General features: G+C 57.9%; 20 protein-coding genes and 1 tRNA gene. 20 read left to right on the top strand and 1 reads right to left on the bottom strand.

The window, feature by feature from the left end:
* From ABRP66_RS04840 to ABRP66_RS04795, 10 genes are all read left to right on the top strand, one after another.
* Positions 1–76, top strand: a tRNA-Gly gene (locus ABRP66_RS04840).
* A gap of 188 nt (positions 77–264) precedes the next feature.
* Positions 265–873 (top strand): copper resistance CopC family protein, encoded by a 609-nt coding sequence (locus ABRP66_RS04835; protein WP_410757085.1) that lies wholly within the window; start codon positions 265–267, stop codon positions 871–873.
* Entirely contained in the window at positions 873–1,514 is a 642-nt protein-coding gene (locus tag ABRP66_RS04830; protein ID WP_284769694.1) for a copper chaperone PCu(A)C, read from the top strand. Before ABRP66_RS04835 ends, ABRP66_RS04830 begins: the two co-directional genes overlap by 1 nt.
* Positions 1,515–1,516: 2 nt before the next feature.
* Complete coding sequence (locus ABRP66_RS04825) at positions 1,517–2,743, top strand: Dyp-type peroxidase (RefSeq protein WP_284852027.1); 1,227 nt, start codon at positions 1,517–1,519, stop codon at positions 2,741–2,743.
* Between the two features lie 77 nt (positions 2,744–2,820).
* Positions 2,821–4,884 (top strand): threonine--tRNA ligase, encoded by a 2,064-nt coding sequence (gene thrS, locus ABRP66_RS04820; protein WP_349838405.1) that lies wholly within the window; start codon positions 2,821–2,823, stop codon positions 4,882–4,884.
* On the top strand, positions 4,871–5,440 hold the full coding sequence (locus ABRP66_RS04815) for an HIT family protein (protein WP_284769697.1): 570 nt from the start codon (positions 4,871–4,873) through the stop codon (positions 5,438–5,440). The genes thrS and ABRP66_RS04815 overlap by 14 nt, the downstream gene beginning before the upstream one ends.
* Complete coding sequence (gene pgsA, locus ABRP66_RS04810) at positions 5,433–6,041, top strand: phosphatidylinositol phosphate synthase (protein WP_284769698.1); 609 nt, start codon at positions 5,433–5,435, stop codon at positions 6,039–6,041. Before ABRP66_RS04815 ends, pgsA begins: the two co-directional genes overlap by 8 nt.
* Before the next feature lie 85 nt (positions 6,042–6,126).
* On the top strand, positions 6,127–7,029 hold the full coding sequence (locus ABRP66_RS04805) for a phosphatidylinositol mannoside acyltransferase (RefSeq protein WP_284769699.1): 903 nt from the start codon (positions 6,127–6,129) through the stop codon (positions 7,027–7,029).
* Positions 7,029–8,132: a glycosyltransferase family 4 protein gene (locus tag ABRP66_RS04800; protein ID WP_284769700.1), complete on the top strand. Its 1,104-nt coding sequence runs from the start codon at positions 7,029–7,031 to the stop codon at positions 8,130–8,132. Before ABRP66_RS04805 ends, ABRP66_RS04800 begins: the two co-directional genes overlap by 1 nt.
* Positions 8,132–8,593, top strand: coding sequence for a hypothetical protein (locus tag ABRP66_RS04795; protein WP_284769805.1), 462 nt, complete (start codon positions 8,132–8,134; stop codon positions 8,591–8,593). The genes ABRP66_RS04800 and ABRP66_RS04795 overlap by 1 nt, the downstream gene beginning before the upstream one ends.
* A 4-nt stretch (positions 8,594–8,597) precedes the next feature.
* On the opposite strand, the gene ABRP66_RS04790 is transcribed toward ABRP66_RS04795, so the two are convergent.
* Positions 8,598–9,980 carry a DUF2029 domain-containing protein gene (locus ABRP66_RS04790; protein ID WP_349838404.1) on the bottom strand — a complete coding sequence of 461 codons (1,383 nt, stop codon included), beginning with the start codon at positions 9,978–9,980 and terminating at the stop codon, positions 8,598–8,600.
* Between the two features lie 144 nt (positions 9,981–10,124).
* Between ABRP66_RS04790 and ABRP66_RS04785 the strand changes: the two genes are divergently transcribed.
* From ABRP66_RS04785 to ABRP66_RS04740, 10 genes are all read left to right on the top strand, one after another.
* Positions 10,125–11,003: an acyl-CoA thioesterase gene (locus ABRP66_RS04785; protein WP_284769703.1), complete on the top strand. Its 879-nt coding sequence runs from the start codon at positions 10,125–10,127 to the stop codon at positions 11,001–11,003.
* Positions 11,004–11,095: 92 nt separating this feature from the next.
* Positions 11,096–11,851, top strand: a complete 756-nt coding sequence (locus tag ABRP66_RS04780) for a YebC/PmpR family DNA-binding transcriptional regulator (RefSeq protein WP_284769704.1) — start codon at positions 11,096–11,098, stop codon at positions 11,849–11,851.
* Positions 11,852–12,042: 191 nt separating this feature from the next.
* Positions 12,043–12,615, top strand: a complete 573-nt coding sequence (ruvC, locus tag ABRP66_RS04775) for a crossover junction endodeoxyribonuclease RuvC (RefSeq protein ID WP_284769705.1) — start codon at positions 12,043–12,045, stop codon at positions 12,613–12,615.
* Positions 12,616–12,693: 78 nt separating this feature from the next.
* Positions 12,694–13,302, top strand: a complete 609-nt coding sequence (ruvA, locus tag ABRP66_RS04770) for a Holliday junction branch migration protein RuvA (protein WP_284784230.1) — start codon at positions 12,694–12,696, stop codon at positions 13,300–13,302.
* A 36-nt stretch (positions 13,303–13,338) separates the two neighbouring features.
* On the top strand, positions 13,339–14,418 hold the full coding sequence (ruvB, locus tag ABRP66_RS04765) for a Holliday junction branch migration DNA helicase RuvB (RefSeq protein WP_284853223.1): 1,080 nt from the start codon (positions 13,339–13,341) through the stop codon (positions 14,416–14,418).
* Between the two features lie 89 nt (positions 14,419–14,507).
* On the top strand, positions 14,508–14,882 hold the full coding sequence (gene yajC, locus ABRP66_RS04760; protein WP_284853222.1) for a preprotein translocase subunit YajC: 375 nt from the start codon (positions 14,508–14,510) through the stop codon (positions 14,880–14,882).
* Between the two features lie 278 nt (positions 14,883–15,160).
* Positions 15,161–17,044 (top strand): protein translocase subunit SecD, encoded by a 1,884-nt coding sequence (gene secD / locus ABRP66_RS04755; RefSeq protein WP_349838403.1) that lies wholly within the window; start codon positions 15,161–15,163, stop codon positions 17,042–17,044.
* Positions 17,045–17,046: 2 nt separating this feature from the next.
* Entirely contained in the window at positions 17,047–18,219 is a 1,173-nt protein-coding gene (secF, locus tag ABRP66_RS04750; RefSeq protein ID WP_349838402.1) for a protein translocase subunit SecF, read from the top strand.
* Positions 18,220–18,291: 72 nt separating this feature from the next.
* The gene (locus ABRP66_RS04745) at positions 18,292–20,067 is read left to right on the top strand and encodes an ABC transporter substrate-binding protein (protein ID WP_349838401.1); all 1,776 of its coding nucleotides are present in this window, start codon (positions 18,292–18,294) and stop codon (positions 20,065–20,067) included.
* Positions 20,068–20,118: 51 nt separating this feature from the next.
* Entirely contained in the window at positions 20,119–20,664 is a 546-nt protein-coding gene (locus ABRP66_RS04740) for an adenine phosphoribosyltransferase (RefSeq protein ID WP_284782245.1), read from the top strand.
* The last annotated feature ends 85 nt before the right edge of the window (positions 20,665–20,749 follow it).

The raw sequence follows: 20,749 nt of genomic DNA, 5'->3' as shown, positions 1-20,749 counted from the left end.
GCGGATGTAGCGCAGTTGGTAGCGCATCACCTTGCCAAGGTGAGGGTCGCGAGTTCGAGTCTCGTCATCCGCTCCACTCAAGCCGCCTTGTCACCAAGGCGGCTTTTTTGTATCCGCCACACCCCACACTTTTGAAGTGATGGAGATCGCAGACTTTTTCGCTTCGATGCGGAACTATGAAGATACGGTTACCGACTATTGATAGAGATACCCTGATGACCACGAATGTCACCAAGATGTTCGTTGGGGATAGGATGTCTTTGCATGCATACGCAAAATTCAGAACTGAAGGAGCTGAAAATGAGCCATCGCGTACCTTGGTTGCGTCGCACGGCAGTTGCGGTGGGAGCTACCGCACTTATCGCGGGCGGATCCGCACCTGTAGCACTGGCGCACGATTCCGTCGTGGGCGGAACCGTAAAGGAGGGCGACCAGCTCGAGGAGTTTCCTGAGGAAATCACCCTGGAGTTTTCCGGCATCCCAAAGGATCAGTTCAACACCTTTGCGGTGACCAATAAGGACACTGGCGAACAGATCTTTAGCCAGGAGCCGGAGCTAGATGACCGCGATCTCACGATCACGACTCCAGATGATGTCGATCCCGGGCCAGGAAACTACCAGGTGGGCTACAACATCACCTCCTCGGATGGACACGCCACGCGCGGTGGGGTCTCATTTACGGTGAAAGGTGAGGATAGCGATGATGCTTCTTCCACCGACGCTGCAGATGCAGATGGAGCTGCAGATTCTTCGAGCGATATGCCCACCTCGGTGAAAATCATTTTGGGCGTGGGTGGTGTGCTGGCCATAGCGGCCGTTCTGGCTTTGTTGATTGCTAAAACTCGTCGAAACGACTCGAAAGGTCACAAATAATGACTAAGAAAATTTCCCGCCTGATTGCCAGCGTTTCCCTCAGCGCCCTGGTTCTTGCTGGTTGCTCTCCGGATAATGAGAGCGATTCCAATAACTCAGAGTCGACTTCGGCTGCTTCTTCCACTGCAAAAACCAGCGAATCCACCGCGGCAGCGGATAAGGACCTGACCTTCGAGGATGCTGTTGTACGCGCGAGCGAAGACAAGGATATGACCGCCATCTTCGGCACCTTGGTCAACCACTCGGATGAAGACATCGAGATCACTGGGTTCTCCACGAACCTGGACGCAGAGATGAACCAGATTCACGAGACCGTCGATGGCCAGATGCGCGAAAAGTCCAGTCCCTTGGTCATCAAGGCTGGCGAGAGCCACGAGCTTGCGCCAGGTGGCGATCACTTCATGTTGATGGGCATGAAGGAAGGAATCATGCCTGGCGATTCCCTCGAGCTCACGGTGACCTTGTCTGGCGGCGATGAGCTTGACCTGGGCACCATCCAGGCCCGCACCATGGGCGCTGGCGACGAGGACTACGGCGACATGGAAGGCATGGATCGCGACCACGCGGGCCACGATCACTCCGACCATGCAGGCCACGATCACTCCGGCAAGGACGACGAGAAAGAAAATCACAAGCACTAGTCATGACGGGATTCAGCAGAAGGGGATTTCTCACCGGCGCTGCAGTGTCTACCAGTGCCTTTGCGCTGGTGGGGTGCAACTCGGATAGATCAACATCAAACGCTGAAGCGGAGGAGAACACTCCGCTTGCCGATGCCACCGTAGCTTTCGACGGCCCACACCAGGCCGGCATTGACACGCCGGAGCAAGCACACCTGAACTTGGTGGGCTTTGATCTCAAAGGGGACATCGGCAAGCAGGGCTTTGCCCGCCTGATGAAGTTGTGGACCGAGGATGCGCGGGCGCTGTGTACGGGCCAGCCCCCGTTGGGGACTTTGGAGCCGGAAATGGTGCGCCAGCCGGCGAACCTCACCATCACGTGTGGGCTGGGTGAGAGCATTTTCTCGCTGCTGGGCGTGGATAAACCGGAGTGGCTTGGCGATGTCCGCGCCTATTCCCGCGACCAATTAGAAGAAAAGTGGGGCCAGACTGACATCGTCCTGCAAATCTGCAGCGATGACCCCCTGATGAATACCTACGCCCTGCGGCACATGGTGCGCTCAGGTGAGCACTATGCCGAAGTTAGCTGGCTGCAGCAGGGATTTATCAACGCCTACGGCAGCCACGAAAAGGGCGAAACCGCGCGCAATATGTTTGGCCAAAAAGATGGCACCGTTAACCCGCACGGCGATGAAGAATTCGCCGACCAGGTCTGGATCGAGGACGGACCAAAGTGGCAGCAGGGCGGTACGGCCATGGTGGTGCGCCGCATCCGCATGAACCTCGACACCTGGGAAAAGCTGGATCGGCCTTCCCGCGAAAATGCGGTGGGCCGCAAACTGGAAAATGGGGCACCGCTTACGGGTGATAAGGAATTCGATGAGGCGGACTTTAAGGCTACGGATGAGTATGGCTTGCCCGTCATTGATAAGAATTCCCACATGGCGCGCGCCACCGCGCCGAAGGACCACCCAGAGCAAAAGATTTTGCGCCGCCCCTTTAACTACGAGCTGCCGCCGGATGGCAAGGATGGCCAACTATCCAATATTGGTCAAATCTTTATTTGCTACCAACAGGATCCCACCAAGCAATTCGAGCCCATCCAGGCGCGCCTTGATGAGGCGGACCTGCTGAATGAGTGGCTGACCCACATTGGTTCGGCGATGTATTTCTGCCCGCCGGGAACCAAAGGCGGCGATGGTAAAGAAACGTGGTGGGCGGAATCGCTTTGCACGCATGCAGGCCTGTAGAATGACTATCCGTAAATTTAACTAGTGGATGCGGCCAGGTATGCCGTATCTGCGCGAGCGCAAAAAGGAGCGCGAATATGGCGGAACTTATTCCCGCGGCACCGGTAAACTACGAATCCTTCACCGTGCCGGCCGGACAAGCGGTTGGCGCGGTCCTCCGCGAGCTGGACCTGCCCAATAAGGGCCCAGAGGCAGTCGTGGTAGTCCGCGGCGTGGACGGTACTCTTTTTGACCTCTCGCACACCCCGGATGAGGAATCGACGTTTGTTCCGGTAGCCGCCTGTGAGGAAGATGGCCGCGCCGTCATTCGCCACTCCTGCGCCCACGTCATGGCCCAGGCCGTGCAAGCCGAGTTCCCCGGCACCAAGCTGGGCATTGGCCCATCCATTGAAAACGGCTTCTACTTCGATTTCCAGACCGCTGAGCCCTTCACCCCGGAGGATCTCAAGGCCCTGGAAAAGCGGATGAAGAAGATCATCAAGGGTGGCCAGCGCTTCGAGCGCCACACCTACGTGTCCACGGCTGAGGCAGAGCAGGCCTTGCAGGATGAGCCCTTCAAGCTGGAACTTATCCAGGACAAGGGCAATGTGGACCCAGACTCCGATGAGGCCGCCGAGGTCGGTGCCGGTGACTTGACGCACTATGACAACGTGAACCCGCGCACCAATGAGGTGGAATGGTTCGACCTGTGCCGCGGCCCGCACGTTCCCACCACAAAATATATCCCAGCCTTTGCCCTGACTCGTTCGTCCGCCGCCTACTGGCGCGGCGACCAGGCTAACGCTGGCCTGCAGCGCATCTACGGCACCGCCTTTGAGTCCAAGGACGCATTGGCCGCCTACCAGACCATGGTGGAAGAGGCAGAAAAGCGCGATCACCGCCGCTTGGGCCAAGAACTAGACCTGTTTTCCTTCCCGGATGAAATCGGTTCCGGTTTCCCGGTATTCCACCCCAATGGCGCGACCGTGCGCATGGAGATGGAAAACCACTCCCGCAACCGCCACGTGCAGGCGGGTTACTCCTTTGTCAATACCCCGCACATCACCAAGGGCGACCTCTTCCGTAAATCCGGCCACCTTGATTTCTACTCCGATGGCATGTTCCCGCCGATGCAGCTCGATGGCGAGTATGACGCCGAGGGAAATACGGTCAAGGAGCCGCAGGACTACTACGCCAAGCCGATGAACTGCCCGATGCACAACCTGATCTTTGCATCCCGCGGCCGTTCCTATCGTGAGCTTCCACTGCGCCTTTTTGAATTCGGTACGGTCTACCGCTACGAAAAGTCCGGCGTGGTGCATGGCCTGACCCGTGCGCGCGGCTTTACCCAGGACGATGCCCACATTTACTGCACCGAAGAGCAGCTGGAAGAAGAGCTTACCCAGGTTCTGGACTTTATCATTTCGCTGCTTGAGGATTACGGCCTTTCCGATTTCTACTTGGAGCTTTCCACCAAGGACCCCAATAAGTTTGTCGGCTCCGATGAGATTTGGGAGCGCTCGACCACGATCTTGCAGTCTGTGGCGGAAAAATCCGGCCTCGAGCTCGTTCCTGACCCTGAGGGCGCCGCGTTCTACGGGCCGAAGATCTCCGTCCAGGCCCGCGATGCCATTGGACGTACCTGGCAGATGTCCACGGTGCAGCTGGACTTCAACCTGCCCGAGCGTTTTGAGCTGGAGTACACCGCCTCCGATGGCACGAAGAAGCGCCCGATCATGATTCACCGGGCCCTCTTCGGCTCCATCGAGCGCTTCTTCGGTGTGCTCCTTGAGCACTACGCGGGCGCCTTCCCGGCGTGGTTGGCACCGCACCAGGTCATGGGCATTCCGGTGGCGGATGACTTCGTCCCGCATCTGGAAGACGTCGCCGCCAAGCTGCGCGTCAAGGGCATTCGCGCGGACGTGGATACCTCCGATGACCGCATGCAGAAAAAGATCCGCAACCACACGACAGGTAAGGTGCCCTTCATGCTGGTCGCCGGTGCCCGCGATGTGGAAGCCGGTGCGGTGTCCTTCCGCTTCTTGGATGGCACGCAGGTCAATGGAGCGCCCGTCGAGGAAGCCGTTGAGCTCATCTCCACGTGGGTGGCAGAGCGCACCAACGAGCAGCCGACAGAAGAGCTCATTCGTGCCCGGCGCTAACCCGCAGAAGGGACATAGCGAGGAGACGTTCGTCGATACCGGTGCCGGTGAGCCGGACCGGTTGGAGCGACTGTGGGCGCCGTACCGGATGGCCTATATCGCGCAGCGGTCCGAGGATCCCTTCGTGGAAGCACCCAAGGGCAGCGATGAGGATGGACTCATCATTGCGCGCGGTAAGTCGGTATATGCGCTGCTCAATCTGTTCCCCTATAACGCCGGCCACCTCATGGTGGTGCCGTACCGCAAGGAATCCGAGCTGGAAAACCTCACCGAGGCGGAATCCCACGAGCTCATGGCCTTTGCCCAACAGGCCGTGCGGGTGCTCAAGCGCGTATCACAGCCAGAGGCCATTAATGTGGGCTTTAACCTGGGGCGCGCGTCCGGCGGCTCAGTGGGAGACCACCTGCATTTGCATGTGGTGCCAAGGTGGCCCGGGGATAGTAACTTTATGACTGTCCTCGATGGGACTAAGGTATTACCGCAACTACTGCAAGACACCCGTCGTGTCCTGGCAGAGGGTTGGCGTGACATGGAAGAGGAGGACTCGCGTGCTTAGCGTGCATGGGCGAAAGCCCGCCGCCGTGGTGGTGGAACCTATAGCCAAGACCTTTTTAAAGTTGGGATTGACACCCAACGTGGTCACGGTTGTAGGCACTATTGTGACCATCGCTATTTCGGTGATCCTCATTCCTACCGGCCATCTCTTTATCGCTGCAGTACTATCCGGCCTCTTTGCCGCCTTTGACATGCTCGATGGCACCATGGCCCGCCTGACCGGTAAATCGAGCGCTTTCGGCGCCACGCTGGATGCGAGCTGTGACCGCATTACCGATGGCGCATTATTCTGCGCTATCGCTTGGTGGCTGGTGTATACCGCAGACGCGTCCAAATGGACCGTGGCGGCCTGCCTCATTACCTTGGTATGCTCCCAGGTCATTTCCTATATCAAGGCTAGGGGAGAGGCCTCCGGTTTCACCATGGTGGGCGGACTGATTGAGCGCCCCGAGCGCCTCATCCTGGCTTTAGGCGGCATTGGCCTAGAGGGCTTGGGCGTAGAGTACGCCGCGGCGGTATCGCTGTGGATCTTGGCAGTAGGCTCAATATTTACCGTGTACCAGCGCATTGCCATTGCAGCGCGCCAAGACGCCGAGATGTAAAATCAAGCGAACATGGGCGCAGCGGGGGCTATCGTTCCGGCTAGTTCGTGGTTTGCGCACAAACTTTTCTGGAGGATCCGGCACCATGTGGGATAAAGAAGATGTAGCAGCGGCCGGGTATTTGGCGGGCTGGAAGGTAGTTCGCCGGCTGCCCGAACCGGTAGCGCGCACGATCTTCCGGTGGGTGGCGGATTTCGCGAGTAACCACGGGCGCGGCATGGACGGCCTGCGACGAAACCTCACCCGCGTAGTGGGGGCAGAAAACGTCACCCGCCAGCTGGTGCGTGATTCCATGCGTTCATATATGCGCTATTGGATGGAGGCGTTCCGCCTGCCCGCGATTCACGCGGATCCCCAACTCCATGAGCGCCTCATGAGCGGCTTGGAAGGGCTCGAGCACTTTGATGCCTCCGCGCAGTCTGGCCGCGGCGTGATCTTGGCGCTGCCGCACTCCGGCAATTGGGATATGGCTGGGGTCTTCTTGGTGGGCCACTACGGGCAATTTACCACCGTGGCGGAGCGTTTAAAGCCGGAGGTGTTATTTGATGCCTTCGTGGATTACCGCGAGGAACTGGGTTTTGAGGTCCTGCCACTTACCGGTGGCGCGGCCCCTCCCTTTGCACGCCTGAAGGAAGCCCTGCAGGAGGGAGGGGTAGTGTGCCTATTGGCAGAACGCGATATTACCCGCCGCGGTATCACGGTAGATTTCATGGATGAGGAAGCCAATATGGCGGCCGGTCCCGCGCAGCTAGCCATTGAAACCGGCGCGGCGCTCCACGTGGTGCACTCGTGGTTTGAAGGCGATGGCTGGGGCTTGTCGGTGTCGCCAGAAGTTGAGGTTACCGATGTTCAAGAGACCACCCAGCGGATGGCGGATGGGTTTGCGGCTAATATCCAACGCCACCCCGCGGACTGGCACATGCTGCAGCCGCAATGGAATGAGGACGTGGAGCGGCGCCGGCAAGCGCGAAAGGAACGTTCCAGTTAATGCGCATCGGTATTATTTGCCCGTATTCTTTTGACGAACCTGGTGGCGTGCAGGCTCATATCCTTGATCTGGCCACCGTTTTTATAGAACAAGGCCACTTTGTCCAGGTCCTTGGTCCCGCCGCGGAAACCACACCACTGCCGGATTTTGTGGTCAAGGGTGGACCTGCCTTCCCGATTGCGTATAACGGCTCGGTCGCGCGCTTGTCGGTGGGGCCGAAGGTAACGCGCAAGGTCAAGCGCTTCATCCAGGACGGCGATTTTGATGTCCTGCATATCCACGAGCCCAATTCCCCGAGTTTTTCCATGACCGCCTTGGCCGTGGCGCACGGCCCCATGGTGGCGACGTACCACGCCTCGGCGGCCAATTCACTCATCCTTACCCTGGCAAAGCCGCTGCTCGTACCCTTTTTGGAAAAGATTCGCGGCGGCATTGCGGTATCGGATATGGCGCGGCGCTGGCAGGTGGAGCAACTGGGCGGCGATCCCGTCCTGATCCCCAACGGCGTCGATACCTCCGTCTACGCGCTTGCGCGCAAGAAAAGCCAGCCCGCGCTTGCCGATGCCCCACTCGAGGTCGTCTTCCTCGGCCGCCTCGACGAGCCACGCAAGGGCCTAGACATCCTGTTAGCCGCTTTGCGCCAAGTCAACAGGAATATTCGCGTCACCATTATGGGTGGCGGCCGCGCCCGCGAGGTCGAGGGCGTGGATTTTGTCGGGCGCGTTAGCGATGCAGAAAAGGCACAGATCTTAGGCCGGGCCGATGTCTATGTGGCGCCCAATACGGGCGGGGAAAGCTTTGGCATCGTGCTGGTAGAAGCAATGGCCGCCGGTGCGGCCGTCGTGGCTTCTGATTTAGAGGCCTTTCGTGCGGTCTGCAACGCAGAATCGGAAGAGCCTGCAGGAGCACTATTCCGCACTGGCGATGCCACCGATTTGGCACGCGTGCTCAACCAGGTCTTGGATGATGGTGACTACCGGCGGCGATTGGTGCGCAATGGCGTGCAACGCGCCCAGATGTATGACTGGGACCATGTTGCCGCGGCGGTCATGCAAGTTTATGAAACGGTGCAAGATGGCACGAAGGTGAGGGTGAAGCGATGATGGCGATAGAAATAACCATCGCGCTGCTTATTCTCATTCTTGTGGGATCGTGGGCCATTTTCACAGCGCAGCGACTAAATTTCCTGCACATCCGCACCGATGCTGCGCTGGCGCAGCTGCAGGCTGCGCTGGACCGGCGCGCGGCGGTAACGGCGGCGGTTGCTCCGGATCTTGCGGCCTTGGCACAAAAGGCCGAATCCACGGAGCTTTCGCAAGGGCATTTTCAAGCCCGCACCATGGTTGAACGCGAGCTTTCGGCCGCCATTGTGCGCGATTTTCCGGTAGGCCAGCGCCCTGCCGCCTTGGCGGATGCAGAAGGCCGCATCCAGTTAGCGCATCGCTTTTATAACGAGGCAGTCAGCGATACGCGTGCGCTGCGCCTGCGCCCAGCAGTGCGTTTCTTCCGCCTCGGCGGAACCGCTAAATTACCTGAGTACTTCGACTACATGCTGGCGGATTAAAAACTTAGCCGCGCGTTACCTCCTTAGCGGCATCGGTGCTCGCTTCAGCTTCGGCAGGGGTGTCAGAACCGGGCACGTTAATTCTCCCCGTATTTGGCGAGGACGCGTTCTCTGCGCCGGCTTCCGGGCTTGTTTCCAAGCCGCCTGCTGCCACGATGGCTTTTTCTAAGCGGCGCGACAGGCTCACCTCAAGGATGAACCATATAAGCGCAAAGAGCACCGCTACGAGGATGAGGACGTTGCGGGCGACGAGCACGTAGACCGGAGTCAGATTTTCGCCCACATACTTCCACACGTAGTCATAGTGGAATGGGTAGATGTAGGTGCCAAGCGCGGCGGCTGCAACTGCGCATACAGCGAGGAGGCCCTGACAGATTTTGATGGGTACAAACCCGGCGGGGAGCTGTTGGCGTACGACCACAGCGAAGAGGGGGCCTAGCCAAATGATGTACTGGGGCGAAAATACCTTATTGGTGGCTATGAGTAGTAGCACCATGAGGGTGAAGAAGGCGATGGTCGTTCGCGAGGTCCACCCTCCGGCGAAGAAACGGTATAGCGCCCAGCTCAGGGCGAATACCAGCATCCCGGCCGTCGCGATAGTGCTCCACATGATGGCGGTATCGACTCCCGGGCCAGAAATCTCAAAGCTCTTGGAGGGCGCATAACCTAATCGCCATTTACCCGGGTTGAGATGTGCCTGCAATAGCAAGTATGTCGCCGGAATGGATTCGAGTTGGAGCCCGCGCACCCCCTGATAATTCAGTGGGGAAAGGAGTCGGTCCATACCGGAGGTAAAAACTGTGAACGCAGAAAGAGCAGCAACGGAGCCAAAAAAGGACGTCAATCGCAGCCAGGAATTAGAGTTATTAAAACGCCCTACCAGTCCGGCCGCGAGGACGCCTGGCCAGAGCTTCATGGTGGTAGCGAAGCCCAATAGGACGGCGCCTGTCTTGGGATGAGAAATAAGAAGCGCTGCGGCACCGGCGACGGCGACGGCAGGAAAAATATCGAGGCGCCACACAAAGACGTGTCCTGCAGCCGTGCCAAAAAATACCCAGAACCAGCCGGCGAGAAAAACCCGCTTATTGCGTTCGTAGTGGCGCAGCAGGAGGGCGAGGAAGGTGGCATCGACAAGCAGCGCCATGATGGTAAAGCCGATATAGAATACGCCGCGGTCTCCACCGGTGAACCAGCTTAAGATGATGGTGGGCCACGTGCCCGCGTGGGGGTATTCGGTCATCTTCGTAGGATCGGTGCCAAAAAGGCCGGCGAAATAATAGGCAACATCGCCGCGTGCGCTTTGGTCGAGCTTCAAAAAATAGACCAAAACCAAGCGGGCGAGCACCCAGCTCACCCATACCGCAGGAACTGTCGCGAATCTTTTCACCCAAAAGATTCTAGGGAATAATTTGGTCGTTGAGTAGTTCGAATCAGGTTCCTCGTCACCGGGGGTTGAACTGCCTCGGGGAGTAGGGTGGCAAGGCAGACGAAGACTTACGTGATGTAGCGCATAGTAGGCGCGCAAGAAAGGATGACTGTGGGCACCATTTCTGAGGTTTTGGCATTAGAAGGCACCCAAGATGCGGATGTCTTTTCTGGCCCGGCGATCCCCTCGCAGATTGAACGCACCTTTGGCGGGCAAGTTGCCGCGCAGGCCCTTGCCGCGGCGCAAAGGACGGTGGAGGGCAAGCAGGTGCATTCCCTCCATGGTTATTTCGTTGGCCCAGGTGATACGAAAAAGCCGCTGGAGTTGCAGGTAGAAAGGCTGCGTGATGGCCGTTCCTTTGCCAGCCGGCAGGTTCGGGTCATCCAAGGTGGCCGCCTCGTCTTTATTATGCTGGCTAGTTTCCACCGCGATGGTGATGCAGGTCCCGAACATCAGGATGTGGCACCGCAGGTATTAAGCCCCGATGAAGCCGCGCGTCGTGGCGGCGGGGCGCCCTATTCCACCCGGATTATCTTGAAGGAGTGGGCCGATTGGGATATTCGTTTGGTGCCCGATGAGGGCCGCGATGATGCCGCCGCGGAGGTGACAGGTGCCGGATATCGCCATATTTGGTTTCGCAATACCGGTGAGCTTGGGAGTGATCCCGCCTTCCACCGCGCCGCCCTGACGTATATGTCCGATATGACCCTTATCCGGGCGGCGCTCATTCCGCACCAGGGGGAGAAGGTGCAACTGGCAAGCCTTGACCATGCGGTATGGTTTCTTCGCCCCTTTCGCGTGGATGAGTGGTTGCTCTATGAGCAGGTATCGCCCACAGCAGCGCAAGGAACGGCGATCGCGCGCGGTAAGTTATTCAATGAGCAGGGCGAACTCGTTGCATTGGTCAACCAGGAAGGCTTGACTCGGTTCCTTGATGAGAACTTAGGTAGCGGTTCTGCGCACGGCAATTGGCATAACGGCTAGAAAAGCGTCTGTATCATGGGGGCGCTTTTCCCAGTTCGTGCAGGGCACGTATAATTGTCAACAGATTTAGAACCCAATTAGAAAGGGACTTAATGTCAGGCCACTCAAAATGGGCAACTACCAAGCACAAGAAGGCTGCCAATGACGCCAAGCGCGGCAAGGAATTTGCCAAGCTCATTAAGAACATTGAAGTGGCGGCGCGAACCGGCGGTGGTGATCCTGCGGCCAACCCAACGCTCGATGACATGATTAAGAAGGCCAAAAAGGCCTCTGTCCCCAATGACAACATCGAGCGCGCCCGCAAACGCGGCTCTGGTGAAGAAGCTGGTGGTGCCGACTGGGAGACCATCATGTACGAGGGCTATGGCCCCAATGGCGTCGCAATGCTTATTGAATGCTTGACCGATAACCGCAACCGCGCGGCTACCGATGTCCGCACAGCGATGAGCAAAAATGGCGGCAACCTGGGTGAATCCGGCTCGGTTGCTTATATGTTCTCCCGCACCGGTTATGTCTTGGTGGAAAAGGGTGAGCTGAGTGAGGACGATGTCTTGATGGCAGTGCTCGATGCCGGCGCTGAAGAGGTCAAAGACCAGGGCGAGAAATTTGAGATCATCTGCGCTCCCACGGATGTGCAGGCTGTCAGGGAAGCCCTTAAGGAAGCAGATATCGAAGTCGATGACTCCGATAACGATTTCCGTGCCTCAGTTGAGGTTCCCCTCGAGGCCAATGACGCCAAGAAGATCTTCCGCCTCATCGATGTTTTGGAAGAATCCGACGACGTCCAGAACGTATATACCAATATGGATCTATCGGAAGAGGTCCTAGCGGAGCTCAACGCAGAATAGGGTTCCTGCATTTATTGGGGCACTAGCTCGGTGGCGGGTCTTCGCGCATGCGGAGATTCCGGCGCCGAGCTTTGTTGTGTTTTATTGGGGCAGTCTAAAATTCACGCCGTGTTGTAGAACATGTGTGTGTAAGACATAATGGGGAATTGAGACTAGAAACGACGAGGCCGCGGAACGGGGAGTGGGCGGGTGTGAATATCGAAGGCATGCGCGTGATGGGCATCGACCCTGGGCTTACTCGCTGTGGCCTGTCCGTGGTCCAAGCAGGCCGCGGGCGCGCAATTCTTCCCGTCTCCGTTGGCGTGGTGCGGACCCCGAGCGATAAAGATTTAACCGAGCGGCTCCTGCGGCTGTCCGTTGCGGCTAAGGAGTGGATGGACGATTATTCGCCGGATGTGGTTGCTATAGAGCGCGTCTTCGAACGCGGCCAGGTTTCGACCGTCATGCAGACTGCACACGTCGTAGGAGTCCTCGTGCTCGCGGCCGCCGAGCGGGATATTCCGGTGTATATGTACACCCCGTCCGAGGTGAAAAAGGCTATTTCTGGCAACGGGCGCGCCGATAAGAAACAAATGACGGCGATGATTACTCGTATCCTCGGGCTTACGGAGCCGCCCAAGCCGGCGGATGCAGCGGACGCATTGGCGCTGGCTGTCTGCCATTGCTGGCGGGCGCCAGCGATTGTCAGGATGGATAGTACCGGTTTAGGGCTTGGTGCAAAGACCAGTGGTGTCCGCGGGCGGGGGAAGAGCATCAAGCCCTAATGCACTGCTCACCCACTAAGTTTTATTAAATACAAAGTCATGGCGAACGCGTACACGGGTAGGAAGGCACGGTAGAAAATGATTGCGGCATTGCGGGGAGAAGTCCTCCACATTGGTTTAGATCACGGCGTTATTGATTGCGGAGGGGTGGGCTATAAGTTCTTGGCCACTGCAAAGACGTTGGGAACCCTGCGCCGTGGGGAAACTGCCTTTGTGCTCACTACCTTGGTGGTCAAGGAAGATGCGTTGACCCTGTACGGTTTTACCAGCGATGACGATCGCGAAATGTTCCAGGTGCTGCAATCCGTGTCCGGCTTGGGCCCTAAACTCGCCTTGGCTGCATTATCCGTCATGGGAGCAGAAGAGCTGGCTGCAGCCATTGGCGGGGAGGATGTTAAGGCGCTGCAGTCAATTCCGGGCGTCGGCAAGCGGATGGCCCAACGCCTTACCTTGGAGCTTAAAGATAAGGTAAAGCGCTTTGCTGGAACTCCAACGGCTGATGCGGCACCGGCGGCAACAAGCGGCGGTGGCCCAGTTGTCGATAGCGTTACTGAAGCCCTCTTGGGCCTAGGATTTACTGAGAAGGCGGCTCGTCCCGTGGTGGAGGCGGCATATGCCGAAGCCCCCGCGGCGGATACGTCGACCTTGCTGCGCGCGGCCCTAGCCCAGTTGGGTAAGCAGGGTTAAAAGAACACGACGTCAAGAAGACACGAAGGCTACAGCATGTCCGATATTGAGCGTACCGAGTTCAACCTCCCGGAGGGAATGAATGAGGCGCACGATTCACAGCACAATAGTGATGTGGAAGCCACCGCTCACGCCGAAGAACACGATATCGAGCGCTCCCTGCGCCCGAAATCCCTGACGGAATTTATTGGGCAGCCAAAGGTGAGGGAACAGCTGTCCCTCGTGCTGACCGGCGCGAAAAACCGCGGGGTCACCCCGGACCACGTCCTGCTATCGGGTCCGCCCGGCCTGGGTAAGACCACGATGGCCATGATCATCTCGCAGGAACTTGGGACGTCGCTGCGCATGACTTCGGGTCCAGCGCTGGAGCGGGCGGGAGATCTCGCGGCCATGCTTTCGAACCTCATGGAAGGCGACGTGCTCTTCATCGATGAGATCCACCGCATAGCCCGGCCCGCCGAAGAAATGCTCTATATGGCCATGGAGGATTTCCGCATCGATGTGATTGTGGGCAAGGGGCCGGGAGCTACCTCGATCCCCTTGGAGATCCCGCCGTTTACGTTGGTCGGAGCCACAACGCGAGCGGGAATGCTCACTGGTCCGCTGCGGGATCGCTTCGGCTTTACCGCCCAAATGGAGTACTACAGCACCGAGGATCTCACCCATGTGATAAAGCGTGCGGCACATATCTTGGACGTCGCCATCGACGATGATGCCGCCGTTGAAATCGGCTCGCGTTCGCGCGGCACTCCGCGCATCGCCAACCGCCTACTGCGCCGCGTGCGCGACTATGCGGAGGTCAATGGCAACGGGCGCATCGATCTTTCCGCCGCGCAGGGGGCGTTGGAGGTATTCGATGTTGATGAAATGGGGTTGGACCGGCTAGACCGTGCCGTTCTTAATGCCCTGATCAATGGTCATGGTGGCGGGCCGGTGGGTGTTAATACCTTGGCCATCGCCGTTGGTGAGGAACCCTCCACTGTGGAGGAGGTGTGCGAGCCGTACTTGGTTCGCGCGGGCATGATTTCGCGCACCGGGCGGGGCAGAGTAGCCACCGCAGCCGCCTGGCAGCACCTGGGCCTGACGCCTCCGGATAGGGCAATTGGGCTGTTTTGAGGGAGCATGAACACCTCGCTGATGGTGTCAGTGAGGCGGAACTAGCCCATGGTTTTTGTGAACCAAACAGTCTGGCATACTGGAAAGTTATGGAAATCATCTTTCTCATAATCATTGTCATTTTGTTCATCATTCCTTCCTTTATGGCGATGCGTAAGCAACGCCAGCGCCAAAACGACATGCAATCGCTGCAGAACTCCCTGCAGAATGGAGATCGCATCGTGACCGCTGGCGGTGTCCACGGCGTGGTGCGCGGAACCACCGATACCAGTGTGGACCTCGAGGTTTCCCCGGGGGTTACCCTTACCTTTGACAAGATGGCGGTGGTTCGCACCGAAAGCGAAGCTCAGAACCTCGCCCGCGGTGGTGCAGACAATGCTGGAGAGCCACAGCGCGACAACGGTGAGAACAATAATGATGACGGATTCACTGGTGGGGAAGGCGAGCAGCCCTCTAACCGCTAATTCCTCGTTATCGCCCGTGCTCTCAACGAAGGCAGACGCGGGCGCACCCTGTGCACACGGCTAGTGTTCTCTGCACCTGCAATTGGCTTAAGGGAAACGTAGAACCTGACACATTTTCGCTGAATCGCGGACCCCGTTAAGGAAAATGTTGTTCCATGACGTACGATTGTGCGTTGTTAACGTGCCCGTGCCGAATTGGGCGGGCCGTATTTAATGTTTAATCACCCTGGTTTGCAGTGCACAGGAGAATATCGTTGTCCGCATCATCTCGAGGCGCTATGAAAAATAGCAACCGCCAATGGCCCAAGCGCGCCCTCGCGCTTTTTGGGCTTATCGTGGTCGTTATCTATGCGCTGGTCTTTTTCACCGGAAACCGCCAAGCCACCCCGAAGCTAGGCATTGACCTGCAGGGCGGCACGCGCGTTACCTTGGCACCACAAGGTGAAGACCCCACCCAGGACCAGCTACGGCAGGCGCGCAATATTTTGGAACAGCGCGTGAACGGTATGGGCGTTTCTGGTTCCGAGGTCGTCATCAACGGCAATACCCTCGTCATCACAGTACCGGGCGAGGACGCCTCGCAGGCCCAGGCAGTGGGGCAGACCTCTCAGTTGTACTTCCGCCCGGTGGCGCAACCCTCGGCGCCGGATTTGGATAAGCTCGACAAAGAGCTAGAGGATATGGCCAACCGCTGGGTCAAATACGGCGTCCTAGATAAGGACGAAGCTAACAAGAAGTTGGAAGACGTCACCAATGCCGTTGCCCAGCAAGAAGCGCAGGCTGAGGGCAAGGAAGCGAAAGACGTCAAGGCCCCGAAGGTTTCCGCTAAGCCTTTGGATGAGCCGTCCAACTCAATTGAGCAGACCGAGCGTCGCGATGAAATCACCGAGATGTTGTTGAAGGACCGCCAATCGGAGGATCCGACTACGCAGGCAGCGGCCTCTTCACTTTTGACGTGCCAGGGAGCCGCTGACCCGCTGGCTGGCGCAGACGATCCGTCCAAGCCTTTTGTTACCTGTGATTACGACAGCGGCACTCCTTATGTCTTGGAGCCAGCCCCGTTGCTCAGTGGCATTGAGGATGAAGACGGTACCCGTTTGACGGGTAATGAGATTGATACCAATTCCCCGATCAACGGTGGCCTCAACCCGCAGTCCGGCCAGATGGAGATCAGCTTCTCCTTCAAGACTGGCAACGGCCCGAACGGTTCCCAGACCTGGGCTGACCTTACGCGGGAGCATCTGAACGACCAGATTGCTATCACCCTTGACTCGGCTGTCATTTCTGCGCCGGTTATCCAGGGTGCTACCCCGTATGGTTCCGCTACCTCCATTAATGGTGAATTTAGCCAAGAAGAAGCCAATAACCTAGCCAATAACCTGCGCTACGGCGCATTGCCGCTGTCCTTTGCCGGCGAAAACGGCGAGCCCGGTGGCACGGTGGAGTCCATTCCTCCGACACTGGGTAAGGCAGCGCTAGAAGCTGGTCTTTGGGCTGGCTTGGCAGGCTTGATTTTGGTCATCCTTTACTCGCTGTACTACTTCCGCGCGCTCAGTGGTGTGTCCGTTATCTTCCTGCTCGGCTCTGCCCTGCTAACCTACGGCGCTATTGTGCTGCTGGGGCGCTGGATTGGTTACTCGCTCGACCTTTCCGGTATCGCCGGTTTGGTCATCGGTGTCGGTGCGACAGCGGACTCGTTCGTGGTGTACTACGAGCGCATCAAGGATGAACTCTTAGAAGGTAGAACCTTTAGGTCAGCAACGCAGAAGGCCTGGGAGCGCTCGCGCAGCACCATCGTCACCGGTAATGCGGTGACACTCATCGGTTCTGTCATTGTCTACTTCCTCGCCATCGGTGAAGTGAAGGGCTTCGCGTTTACTTTGGGCCTGACCACGGTCTTCGACCTCGTCGTGTCCTTCTTGGTCATGGCACCGTTGATGCAGATTATTGGCCGCCGCCCTGCGGCAGCCAAGCCATCGATGAATGGTTTGGGTGGAATTTATGCGCTAATTGAAGAGCGGTGCGAGCGCGGCTACTACGGAGATTCCCGTTCTGCCGCTACTACGCCGCAGGAGCGCTCCACTGAAAATTCGGCATCCGTTGGCGCCGATTCGTCTGAGAGTTCTTCGCCCTCAGCAGCTGCGGAAGATGAGGAGAAATAATCATGGCCGTATCGACTAAAAATAAGATTTCAGGTTTAGATCGCCTCTATGAAGACGAGCGTGGCTATGACTTCATTGGCCATACCAAACGGTGGTACGGGATTACCGCCGCGCTCCTCGTCGGTGCCATCGTCGCTATCTTGATTCGTGGATTTACGCTTTCCCTCGACTTTGAGGGTGGCACCACCTTGTCCATGCCTGCTGGGGACTTGAAAGAAGACGAGGTAGCTACCGTCTTCGAGGACTCCACTGGCGTTGAACCGGAGCAAGTGCGCATCGTTGGTGCCGGTGATTCTGAGACGCTCGAAATCACCTCTGAGCGCTTGAGCCAAGAAGAGGTAGACAGCGCTCGGTCTGCGATCTACGAGGAATTCCAACCCAAGGATGAAAACGGGGAGGCCACCCCGGACGCCATCGGTTCTTCCACCGTGTCCGAATCGTGGGGCTCCTCGATTACGCAGCGCATGATCCTCGCCATGATCGTATTCCTCGTTGCAGCGACAATCTATGTGGCGGTACGCCTGCAAAAGATTATGGCTTTTGCCGCCATTTTGGCGCTAATTATTGATGGCATCGTCATCGCCGGTATCTACGCCCTCTTCGGGTTTGAAGTTTCTCCCGCCGTCATCATCGGTTTGCTCACCGTCCTGACCTTCTCCATCTATGACTCCGTCATCGTCTTTGACAAGGTCAATGAGAATACGGCCGGGCTGGAAGGCCAACGATCTAAGACCTATGGGGAACTCGCCAACTTGGCGATCAACCAGACGGTCATGCGTTCCATTTCCACCTCTATCATTTCCGCGCTGCCTATTATCGCGCTGTTCGTCATTGCCGTATGGCTTATGGGCATCGGTACGCTGCGCGATTTGGCGCTGATCCAGCTCATTGGCGTTATCGAGGGTATTTTCTCCTCGATTTTCTTGGCCACTCCGTTGGTGGTGACGTTTGCTAATTGGACTAAGCGCGTCAAGCAGCACACGCAGCGTGTGCTAGATTACCGCGCAGGTAAATCTGAGGAAGGTGAACCAGCGGATGCGGGTTCTGCAAAGCGCAAGGTGGTTACGCCTTCCGATGTCGGGGCCAAGACGCACAAGGAAGTGGCAGAAGAACAAACTGATCACGGCAGCAGTGCCTCCGGCCATACCGGTGCTACGTGGCGCCCGGGCCGCTAAGTGCCCTTGAACACGGCATAATCAGGCAGACTAAAGCTTGGTCTTTTTAGGAGAAAAGGGGTTGTGCGTACCGTGGAACGCAGATTAGGCACCACACGGTGGTGGGGGCGCCGTCCCAAAATCACGGCGGTTGCAGCGGGGCTTTCCGCCCTTGCGCTGGTAGCGGCCTCGTGCAGCAGTGAGGAATCCGAGAGCGTTGACCAGGCTACGCCCAGCGATCCGGAGTCCTACAACTACGCCGGATATATGGTTAACTCTCAGCTGACCACGACGAATGCCGGCACCGCCTTCGGCAGCACCACCTCAGCGGCCCAACTTTCGACGCGGCTTTATCCCGGCCTTTTTGTCCCGGGGCCCTCCGGGCAGCTTATTCCCAATGCGGATTTGGTAGAGACCGAAGAGCTTCCGCCGGCAGCTGATAGTGATCAGGAAAGCGTGCGTGTGACGCTTGCCGATGACGCCACATTCTCCGATGGTGCCCCCGTCACCTGCGATGATTACCTGCTTGCCTATACGGCTGGCACGCACCCGGTTGAATTTGCCTCGCATATGCCGCTGATGAATGACATCGCAGATATCGAGTGCGCACCGCAGAGCAAGGCCTTTACACTGACTTTTCAGAAAGACCAGGGACATCGGTGGCGCCAAATGTTTGGCCCTGGCACCGTCATGCCTGCGCACGCGCTTGCGCAGAAGACGGATTTGACCGTAGAGGAACTCAACGCGGCCTTGCACGCAGAAGACATGGCGACGTTGCAGCCAGTAGCGGAATTGTGGCGCTATGGGTTTTCTACAGCCAAGGATGACTTTGACCCCGAGCTGCAGGTCTCCTACGGACCATTCACTGCGGATAAGGTGGGCGATTCCGGCGAGGTTTTCCTAAAAGCCAATGAGCAGTACCGCGGTGATGAGCCTGCCTTGGATCGCCTGGTCATTTGGCCGAGTACTGCCAACGCACAGGAACTTGCGAATAAGGGCGTTCTCAAGGTGGCAGACTCCGTCATCGCGGCGCCCGACTGGCTCTCAGGGAACGCGGGCAAGGACGCAGAATCCGAGGAAGGTAACGACGCCCCAGAATCCACAAATGGATCTGACTCGAATAAAGAACACGGCTCCGATGGGGAGGACTCCGCGGGCGCTGACAATACCGAGTTTGAAACGACCACCAAGGTGGGCCTGCAAACCGATACGTTGACGCTGTCGCAGGCTGGGATTTTTGCAGCGCCTTCTGCTAGGAAGGCATTTGCTGCCTGCGTCGACCAAGCGGCGTTAGCACAAAAGAGCTCCGAAATATCTGGTGTCGATGTTCCACCGGCTTATGTGCGTACCGTCTCTGTCCAAGATCCGGTAGCCCAAACGCTAGGCTCGGTGGCGAAGGACCACGAGGGAACGGACATGGCTGCGGCCGGCCAGTTGAATGGGTCCACCATCAAGGTGGGCTACGTTGGCCCGGATAAGCGCTATCAGGCGATGGTCGATGCGCTGCGCGCCTCCTGCGAACCGGCGGGGATTACCATCGAGGATGCTGCGGAGGAGAACCTATCGCAGTTTTATCTCAACCCTGATCCGGAAACGGGGCAGCCAATTATCGATGCCTTCTTGGGCCCAGTCGATCCGCTGACCGAGTACTCCGCCGCTGATTCCAGCATCAAAAACTCCGTTGAGCTCAAGGAGCAGGAAGAGCAGCTGTGGGAGAGTGTTCCCTCCATTCCGGTCGCTGCGCAGCCGCGCGTGTTCATCGTTCATCGCGACGTGGAGGGTGTCCTGCCGTACACTGGCATCTCGGGCATCGGCTGGAATATGGACCGTTGGCACGTGTCGACACAAGAACCTGTGGAAAAGGCCTAGGCCTTGTTCGCTCCTAAATTAATTCTCGCTATTTAGTTCTCAAGGAAGATGATGACCTCTCACTACGAATCAGCAGCACAAGCATTGCGCGATAACGTGCGCCTTGTGCAGGACTTTCCAGAAGAAGGGATTCTTTTTGAAGACCTCACACCGGTATTAGCCGATCCTGAGGCATTTCAGGCCGTTGTTGATGGACTCGCGGCCGCGTGCGAGGAGCTGGGTGCGGATCTCATTGGCGGCTTGGATGCCCGCGGGTTCCTGCTTGGCTCTGCCGTGGCGTACAAACTGGGTTTGGGCATTTTGGCCATTCGTAAGAAGGGCAAGCTTCCGCCGCCGGTATATACCGAGGAATACGAACTGGAATATGGTTCGGCCGCGTTGGAGATCCCCGCCAGCGGCGTTGATGTGAAGGGCAAGCGCGTGGTGCTTGTCGATGACGTCCTAGCCACCGGTGGCACCCTCCACGGAGCCAAACTGTTGCTGGAGTCTGCAGGTGCCGAGGTCGCGGGCAATGTAGTGGTGCTAGAAGTTAAGGGTCTTAATGGTCGTGAACGCTTATCGGGCCCGCCGCTCATTGTGCTGGATGACGCTGACTAAGATGGTGTGTCTAAGCTAGATCACACGATCTGGAAAGGCGCTGCAGCCAGCAATAAAGGCTGCGGCATTGTGAAGGGCGGTAGAG

Source organism: Corynebacterium sp. KPL2680 (assembly GCF_040225675.1).
GTDB classification, from domain to species: domain Bacteria; phylum Actinomycetota; class Actinomycetes; order Mycobacteriales; family Mycobacteriaceae; genus Corynebacterium; species Corynebacterium rhinophilum.
The sequence above is the reverse complement of the archived record's forward strand: the minus strand, read 5'-3'. Positions and strand labels throughout refer to the sequence as shown.

Coding starts and splice junctions, on each gene's coding strand:
- thrS (WP_349838405.1), top strand. CDS start 2,821: ATGGCGGAACTTATTCCCGCGGCACCGGTAAACTACGAATCCTTCACC.
- ABRP66_RS04805 (WP_284769699.1), top strand. CDS start 6,127: ATGTGGGATAAAGAAGATGTAGCAGCGGCCGGGTATTTGGCGGGCTGG.
- ABRP66_RS04780 (WP_284769704.1), top strand. CDS start 11,096: ATGTCAGGCCACTCAAAATGGGCAACTACCAAGCACAAGAAGGCTGCC.
- secF (WP_349838402.1), top strand. CDS start 17,047: ATGGCCGTATCGACTAAAAATAAGATTTCAGGTTTAGATCGCCTCTAT.
- ABRP66_RS04740 (WP_284782245.1), top strand. CDS start 20,119: ATGACCTCTCACTACGAATCAGCAGCACAAGCATTGCGCGATAACGTG.
- ruvA (WP_284784230.1), top strand. CDS start 12,694: ATGATTGCGGCATTGCGGGGAGAAGTCCTCCACATTGGTTTAGATCAC.
- ABRP66_RS04830 (WP_284769694.1), top strand. CDS start 873: ATGACTAAGAAAATTTCCCGCCTGATTGCCAGCGTTTCCCTCAGCGCC.
- ABRP66_RS04835 (WP_410757085.1), top strand. CDS start 265: ATGCATACGCAAAATTCAGAACTGAAGGAGCTGAAAATGAGCCATCGC.
- ABRP66_RS04800 (WP_284769700.1), top strand. CDS start 7,029: ATGCGCATCGGTATTATTTGCCCGTATTCTTTTGACGAACCTGGTGGC.
- secD (WP_349838403.1), top strand. CDS start 15,161: ATGAAAAATAGCAACCGCCAATGGCCCAAGCGCGCCCTCGCGCTTTTT.
- ABRP66_RS04785 (WP_284769703.1), top strand. CDS start 10,125: ATGACTGTGGGCACCATTTCTGAGGTTTTGGCATTAGAAGGCACCCAA.
- ABRP66_RS04825 (WP_284852027.1), top strand. CDS start 1,517: ATGACGGGATTCAGCAGAAGGGGATTTCTCACCGGCGCTGCAGTGTCT.
- ruvB (WP_284853223.1), top strand. CDS start 13,339: ATGTCCGATATTGAGCGTACCGAGTTCAACCTCCCGGAGGGAATGAAT.
- yajC (WP_284853222.1), top strand. CDS start 14,508: ATGGAAATCATCTTTCTCATAATCATTGTCATTTTGTTCATCATTCCT.
- ABRP66_RS04795 (WP_284769805.1), top strand. CDS start 8,132: ATGGCGATAGAAATAACCATCGCGCTGCTTATTCTCATTCTTGTGGGA.